The sequence below is a fragment of the Mycobacterium sp. genome, assembly GCF_040509115.1.
Classification (GTDB): Bacteria; Actinomycetota; Actinomycetes; order Mycobacteriales; family Mycobacteriaceae; genus Mycobacterium.
Map to the genome: position 1 here is coordinate 1 of NZ_JBEVLO010000274.1, position 5508 is coordinate 5508.

At 67.8% G+C, this 5508-nt stretch carries 9 protein-coding genes; 8 read left to right on the forward strand and 1 reads right to left on the reverse strand.

Annotated features, from left to right (window positions below; all coding sequences use genetic code 11):
• The first annotated feature begins 89 nt into the window (after nucleotides 1–89).
• From ABW137_RS18395 to ABW137_RS18425, 7 genes are read left to right on the forward strand one after another with little or no spacing between them, the layout of a single operon-like run.
• On the forward strand, nucleotides 90–329 hold the full coding sequence (locus ABW137_RS18395) for a hypothetical protein (RefSeq protein ID WP_526402544.1): 240 nt from the start codon (nucleotides 90–92) through the stop codon (nucleotides 327–329).
• Between the two features lie 59 nt (nucleotides 330–388).
• A complete protein-coding gene (locus ABW137_RS18400) occupies nucleotides 389–928 on the forward strand; it encodes an Rv1352/Rv1906c domain-containing protein (protein ID WP_526402546.1) in 540 nt (179 codons plus the stop codon).
• A gap of 52 nt (nucleotides 929–980) precedes the next feature.
• Nucleotides 981–1457 carry an SRPBCC family protein gene (locus tag ABW137_RS18405; RefSeq protein ID WP_526402548.1) on the forward strand — a complete coding sequence of 159 codons (477 nt, stop codon included), beginning with the start codon at nucleotides 981–983 and terminating at the stop codon, nucleotides 1455–1457.
• 55 nt (nucleotides 1458–1512) lie between these two features.
• Nucleotides 1513–2229 (forward strand): Clp protease N-terminal domain-containing protein, encoded by a 717-nt coding sequence (locus tag ABW137_RS18410; RefSeq protein WP_526402550.1) that lies wholly within the window; start codon nucleotides 1513–1515, stop codon nucleotides 2227–2229.
• Between the two features lie 50 nt (nucleotides 2230–2279).
• Nucleotides 2280–2702: a PPOX class F420-dependent oxidoreductase gene (locus ABW137_RS18415; protein ID WP_526402552.1), complete on the forward strand. Its 423-nt coding sequence runs from the start codon at nucleotides 2280–2282 to the stop codon at nucleotides 2700–2702.
• Between the two features lie 47 nt (nucleotides 2703–2749).
• Nucleotides 2750–3241, forward strand: coding sequence for a hypothetical protein (locus ABW137_RS18420; RefSeq protein ID WP_526402554.1), 492 nt, complete (start codon nucleotides 2750–2752; stop codon nucleotides 3239–3241).
• Between the two features lie 33 nt (nucleotides 3242–3274).
• On the forward strand, nucleotides 3275–3805 hold the full coding sequence (locus ABW137_RS18425; RefSeq protein ID WP_526402556.1) for a GNAT family N-acetyltransferase: 531 nt from the start codon (nucleotides 3275–3277) through the stop codon (nucleotides 3803–3805).
• Here ABW137_RS18425 and zapE read toward each other — a convergent pair whose 3' ends face one another.
• Complete coding sequence (gene zapE / locus ABW137_RS18430) at nucleotides 3806–4849, reverse strand: cell division protein ZapE (protein ID WP_526402558.1); 1044 nt, start codon at nucleotides 4847–4849, stop codon at nucleotides 3806–3808.
• A gap of 24 nt (nucleotides 4850–4873) precedes the next feature.
• Here zapE and ABW137_RS18435 point away from each other — a divergent pair.
• On the forward strand, nucleotides 4874–5508 hold a 635-nt coding region (locus ABW137_RS18435; protein ID WP_526402560.1), incomplete at its 3' end, for a pyrimidine reductase family protein.

The window sequence follows — 5508 nt, forward strand, 5'->3', positions numbered from 1 at the left end:
CTCAAACGAGATGGAACGGACGCTTGCGGTCGTCCCAATTGACGGCGATCGATGGTAACTTTGCCCGTAGCGAATACGTGAGGGGTCCCGTGGCGGCTGCACTGTTTTACGGCTATCTGGGTGGTTGGGCACTGACCACGGCCCTCGTTGCGTTCCTCGGATCGCGACTGCAGGACAAGCGCCAACCCGCACCACACCCCAACCTGTTGGCCGTTGCGGCAGGCGCCGCGTGGCCACTGCTCGTCGTCGCCCTCGCCGAAGCAGGTGCCGTCGCCCTGACCCACGAGGTCGTCCGTGACGACGAACCGCATCTCAGCGTCGTCGCCTGAACACTGCCGGTACCCCGCCGAGGCTGACTATCTTCCCTAGGCCGTCTAAGCTGTCCCCCATGTGGATGACGCGGACCGCTGGCGCCGCCGTGCTGGCCGCCATCGCGTTCAGCGGCGTTCCGGCCCTCGCAAGTGCTGATCCGACGACGCCTGCACCCGCCGACCCCGCTGCACCGGCGCCCGTCACCCCGACACCCGGCGCACCGGCCCCGGCCGCCGCCCCGACCCCCGGCGCACCGACCCCGGCCGCCGCCCCCAAGACCACGATCGACACCGACGGGACCTTCGCCGTCGGCACCGACATCGTCCCTGGCGTGTACGCGTCCGCCGGACCCGTCGGCGACGGCACCTGCTTCTGGAAGCGCAGCGGCGCCGACGGCACCACCCTGGACAATGCACTGAGCAAGAAGCCGCAGACGGTGCAGATCGACGCGGGAGATCAGTCGTTCAAGACCAACGGGTGCCAGCCGTGGCAGCTCACCGACGGCGCCGCGCCGACCCCCATGACCTCGCCCCTCCTGGCGGGGTTGCAGCTGCGGGCCTTGATGGCCCAGATCAACGCCAATGCGGCGGCATCCGGACAGGCACCGCCGCCCTGACGCCAGTCGGCGATCTGACCTCCCCGACCATCGCGTCTGACACGATCGATCGATGACCGATCTCATCGAAGTCCAGCGCACCATCCCCGCTCCCGCGGCGGACGTGTTCGCCGTGCTGTGCGATCCCCAGGGCCACGTCGCCATCGACGCGTCGGGCATGCTGCAGGACGCCGACGGCGAGCCGGTCACCGCGGCCGGGGACAGCTTCGTCGTGCACATGGACCGCGAGGCGCTCAACGACTTCCCGCTCGGGAGATACGACGTGACGGTGTCGATCACCGAGTTCGAGCAGGACGCGTTGATCGCCTGGACGATTCGGGGGCAGATTCGTCCCGAGATCGGCCACGTGTTCGGCTACCGCCTGGCGTCCGACGGTGACGGCACGCTGGTCACCTCGTTCTACGACTGGTCGGACATTCACCAGCATTGGCGCGAGGCTGGCATCTTCCCCGTCATCTCCGAGGGTGCGTTGCGTGCGACGCTGGGAATCCTCGACCGCACGGTGCGCCGCGGATACCCGCGCGGCTAGCACCATGCGTCAACCCATGGTTGACGATTGCGATGCGTCAACCTACGGTTGACGCATGAGCACCCCCACCAAGATCACCCACCCGGTTCGACTCGACGAACTCATCAACGCCATCAAGACGGTGCACGACGAGCCCCTCGACCAGTTGACGGACGCCATGCTCACCGCCGAGGCACTCGGCGAGGTCGCCGACCACCTCATCGGCCACTTCGTCGACCAGGCCCGCCGCTCCGGCGCCTCGTGGACCGAGATCGGCAAGTGCATGGGCGTCACCAAGCAGGCCGCCCAGAAACGCTTCGTCCCCAAGACCGAGACCAACCCACTGGAATCGGGCGACGGCTTCAGCCGCTTCACGCCGCGCGCACGCAACGTCGTCGTCGAATCCCAGAACAAGGCCCACGCCGCAGGCAACGACGAGATCCAACCGGCTCATCTGCTCCTCGCGCTGTTCGCCGATCCCGACTCGATCGCCGCCCGACTCCTGATCGGACACGGCGTCACCGCCGACGCCGCCGCAGCCGCCGCGCCGCTTCCGCCTCACGCCGACCTAGTGCCCGCACTCATACCCTTCAACGGCGCCGCGAAGAAAGTCCTCGAGGTGACCTTCCGGGAGGCACTTCGCTTGGGGCACAACTACATCGGCACCGAACACATTCTGCTGTCACTGCTGGAGAACGAGGAGCCGGGCGGCCCGCTGCACGGCCTCGGCATCGCGAAGCAACCCATCGAAGCCGAGATCCTCGCAGCACTGCAATCCATCACCGGCCAGTGAATTCGGCGTTCCAGGGAATGAAGAACCGCCACCGGCGGTAGAACAAGTTCATGGAACTCGACGAATCCGCCCGCGCCCTCATCGGCGCCGGCGCCAACGCCACCCTGGTCACCATCAACCCCGACGGCAGCCCCCAGGTCTCGGTGGTCTGGGTGGCACTGCAATCGACGCCCGACGGCGACGAACTCGTCAGCGCCCACCTCACCGAGTACAAGAAGACCCGCAACATCCGCCGCGACGGCCGGGTCGCCGTCACGATCATCGGACCAACGCCCCCCGGGCAGCAGGCGCCGTACCTGTCGGTCACTGGGACGGCGAGGATCGTCGAAGGCGGCGCACCCGAACTGCTCACCGAGTTGGCTGAGGCGCTTCTCGGGTCCAGCGAGCACTTCCCGCCGCCCAACGCGCCCGACGGACTGCTGACCCGCATCCGCATCGAAAAGGTCGGCGGCCTCGGCCCCTGGGCCTCCTGACCCGGATCGCCCCCGTCGCCACCACGCCGTGTGGAATCATGCCAGGCATGCGTCGGTGGTGGGTGCTCCTGGTTGCTGGGATGACCGTGATGGCGGGAGTCCTCGCGCCGACCGCCTCTGCGGTCACCGCACCGATCGGCCGACTCGGCGACGTCCTACGCGTCGACTACATGGGCATCGTCGCCGACGTCACGGTCACCAACATCGACCCCACCGACGAACCCCCTGGCTTCGGCCGCGGGCCGTACCCACCGCGCTACCAGATCTACCGCGGCAACATCACCGTCCACGTGATCGAGGCGCCCAACCCCTACATCACGTCGATCGTGTTCAACTTCCGTGGCGTGACACCCACCGGGGACGCCTACGAAGCCCACGCCAGCGACGGACCAGACGACCTGCGGAGCGCGCTGCAGAACGCTCCCCCCGGCGCCACCGTCACGGGCGGAGTCTGGTGGGACTGCTACCGCGACCTCGTCACCAACGTCGTGCTGCTCGACAAGATCACCGGCACCCACCTGGCCCAGTGGAACGTCTAACCGACGCCCAGTGGAACGTCTAACCGACGCTGTATGCCCACTGTCGTAACCCCGGCCGTCGAGGCCGACCTGCCCGAACTCGCCGACGTCGCCGCGCTCACCTTCCCGCTGGCTTGTCCCCCGTCGGTGACACCCGACAACGTGGCGGCCTTCATCGCCGAGAACCTGTCCGTGCCACGGTTGCGCGCCTACCTCGGCGACGCCAGCCGTACCCTGCTCGCCGCCCGCGACGACGGCCGAATCGTGGGCTACGCCATGCTGATTCGCGGCGTCCCCGACGACGCCGACGTGCAGAAGGCCGTCACGGCGCGACCCGCCATCGAACTCTCCAAGATGTACGTCCTACCCGACGGTCACGGCGCAGGCGTCGCCGCAGCGTTGATGACCGCCGCCATCGTCCGCGCCCAGTCCCTACCCGCCGCCTGCATATGGCTCGGCGTCAACCAGGAAAATCAACGCGCCCAACGGTTTTACGGCAAACACGGTTTCACCGTCGCGGGCACCAAGACGTTCCGGCTTGGCGACCACGTCGAGAACGACTACGTGATGGTTCGCCCGCTCTGACTACTCCTGCCCCGCGGCCGTCAAGGCCAGCAGACGCGACGTCGCCCGCAGATACTTCTTGCGGAAGCCGCCTGCCAGCATCTCCTCGCTGAACACCGTGTCCAGCTTCGACCCCGACGCCACCACCGGGATGCCCGCGTCGTACAACCGGTCGGTCAGCGCCACCAACCGCAACGCCACGCTCTGATCCTCGAGCGGATGCACCCCCGTGATGAACACCTCCTTCACGCCCTCGATCAACGCCAGATACCGCGACGGATGCATCGTCGCCAGATGCGCACACAGTGCGTCGAAGTCGTCCAGCGTCGCCCCCGTCACGTCGGCGGCCTCGGCGCGCACCTCGTCGTCGGACGGTGGCATCGGGGCAGGCGGCAGATCACGATGCCGGTAATCCGGACCCTCGATCCGAACCGTCGTGAAAATGCTTGCGAGAGCCGCGATCTCACGCATGAAGTCCTGCGCCGCGAACCTGCCCTCGCCCAGTTGCTCGGGCAACGTGTTCGACGTCGCCGCGATCGACACCCCCCGCTCGACCAACGCCGAGAGCAGCCGCGAGATCAGCGTCGTGTTGCCCGGATCGTCGAGCTCGAACTCGTCGATGCACACCACCACATAATTGGATAGCAACTCGATGCACTCGACGAAGCCGAACACCCCCGCCAGCTGGGTCAACTCACCGAACGTCGCGAACGCCGACTTCTGCTGGGATTCCGCACCAGCCGCCGACAACGCGTAGTACGTCGACGCCAACAGGTGCGTCTTGCCGACGCCGAAGCCACCATCGAGATACACCCCGACCCCGGGAAGCACCTCCCGCTTGCCGAACATCTTCTTCTTGCCCGCCCGCCGCTGCACCGCCTGCTCACAGAACTGGCGGCACGACTGCACTGCCGCCGTCTGCGACGGTTCCGCCGGATCGGGCCGGTAGGTCTCGAAGCTGACGTCGGCGAACGTCGGAGGTGGCACCAGACCAGCCACCAGACGCTCGGGCGTCACCTTCGGATGACGATCGGTCAGATGAGCGACAGTGCTGGCCCCGGACATGCAGGAACTGTATCGGCGTGTTCAATGGAGAACGTGCCCGATCCCGACGCTGCGACAGAGCTCACAGAGTTGGGCCAGGTCGGCGGCGTCTTCGACGCCGACGATCCCCGACTCGCCGCGTTCTACGCCTACCCCGACGGCCTGAGCCGCTGCTGGGTGCGCGCCAACATGATCGCCAGCCTCGACGGCGGCGCCACCGACGACGGCAAGTCGGGCGGCCTCGCCGGCCGGGGAGACAAGGCGCTGTTCTCGCGTATGCGACAGGAGGCCGACGTCATCCTGGTCGGCGCGTCGACCGTGCGCATCGAGAACTACTCCGGCGCGCAGATGTCGGTGGCCGAGCGCCGGGAACGACAGAGCCGGGGACAGGCCGAGCTGCCGCCGATTGCCGTCATCACCCACGGCGCCGACTTCGAGCACGACGCCAAGATCTTCACCCGCACCGAGGTGCCCCCGCTGATCGTCACGTGCCGCGACACCGTCGAGGACGCGCGGGGACGGTTCGCCGCGGTGGCCGAGGTGATCGACGCCTCCGGTGCCCACGCCGACCGGGTCGACGTCGGGGTCGTCCTGGCCACGTTGGCCGAACGGGGACTGCGGCGCGTGCTCTGCGAGGGCGGCCCGGGGATCATCAGCCTCCTCATCGAGCACGACCTGCT

Coding starts and splice junctions, on each gene's coding strand:
- ABW137_RS18400 (WP_526402546.1), top strand. CDS start 389: ATGTGGATGACGCGGACCGCTGGCGCCGCCGTGCTGGCCGCCATCGCG.
- ABW137_RS18405 (WP_526402548.1), top strand. CDS start 981: ATGACCGATCTCATCGAAGTCCAGCGCACCATCCCCGCTCCCGCGGCG.
- ABW137_RS18410 (WP_526402550.1), top strand. CDS start 1,513: ATGAGCACCCCCACCAAGATCACCCACCCGGTTCGACTCGACGAACTC.
- ABW137_RS18415 (WP_526402552.1), top strand. CDS start 2,280: ATGGAACTCGACGAATCCGCCCGCGCCCTCATCGGCGCCGGCGCCAAC.
- ABW137_RS18420 (WP_526402554.1), top strand. CDS start 2,750: ATGCGTCGGTGGTGGGTGCTCCTGGTTGCTGGGATGACCGTGATGGCG.
- ABW137_RS18425 (WP_526402556.1), top strand. CDS start 3,275: ATGCCCACTGTCGTAACCCCGGCCGTCGAGGCCGACCTGCCCGAACTC.
- zapE (WP_526402558.1), bottom strand. CDS start 4,849: ATGTCCGGGGCCAGCACTGTCGCTCATCTGACCGATCGTCATCCGAAG.